1 protein-coding gene is annotated in these 945 nt (G+C 54.2%); it reads left to right on the top strand.

The window, feature by feature from the left end:
* Positions 1-23 precede the first annotated feature (23 nt).
* Positions 24-945: type IIL restriction-modification enzyme MmeI (locus tag VVR41_RS10680; protein WP_368524754.1), on the top strand; the 922-nt coding region annotated here is incomplete at its 3' end.

Raw genomic sequence — 945 nt, 5'->3', positions numbered from 1 at the left:
ACTCGATTACCCAAGGCGAACAAGTGCCGCTTTTATTCGGCCCCATCTTCGCAGCAGGTTGGCGTATCCGCTTCGCCCATCGCACATTCTCATGGGATTCCGATGCTCCCGGTAAAGCCTCAGTCCACTGCGTCATCGTCGGTTTCGACCGTGCACACGAACCTCGCCCCCAGCTCTGGGATTACCCGAATGTCAGCAGTGCCCCCGTGGCTGTGCCTGTGGAGCGCGTGATTAATGCTTACCTCGTCGACGGCCCTAATGTCCTTGTCCAAAAGATGACTTCGCCCATCTCCTGCGAGATTAAACCCGCAGTTCTAGGCGCAATGGCAAAAGACGGAGGTGGCTTGATAGTTGAAGCCCAGGACGTGCAAGAAGCTTTGGACGATCCGATAGCGGCAAAGTACCTACGTCCGTACGTTGGCTCGCGAGAACTTGTTCGCGGCCTTAGTCGGTGGTGTCTCTGGATGGTCGATCTCGACCCCGCCGACGTTCAGGCAAGTACTTTTCTGCGTTCACGAATTGAACAAGTACGCGCCTACAGAACAACGTCCTCGGCTCCTACTACACGGAGCATGGCAAAGATTCCTCATCTTTTCGCACAACGTTATCGGCCACAAACAGATTTCCTTTGCGTTCCATCCGTTGTTAGCGAGAACCGGCCATACTTCACAGCTGCGGATATTGAGGAAGGAACAGTTGTCTCCAGCCTTGCGTTTGCGGTTGAAGATTCTGATAGGTCACAGTTCGCGTTGATTTCTTCGTCAATGTTCATTACTTGGCAAAAGATGATTGGAGGAAGGCTAGAATCTCGCCTGCGTTTTGCGAACACACTGACGTGGAACACGTTCCCCGTACCAGAACTCGATGAGAAGACGCGCAAGCGGATTATTAAGGCTGGGCAGAAAGTACTCGCCGCGCGCGCACTGCACCCGGAGCGTTCCCTCG

The sequence above is a fragment of the Corynebacterium sp. LK2510 genome (genome assembly GCF_040946405.1).
Lineage (GTDB): Bacteria > Actinomycetota > Actinomycetes > Mycobacteriales > Mycobacteriaceae > Corynebacterium.
Note: the sequence above shows the minus strand (reverse complement) of the source record. Positions and strands in the feature narration are given on the sequence as shown.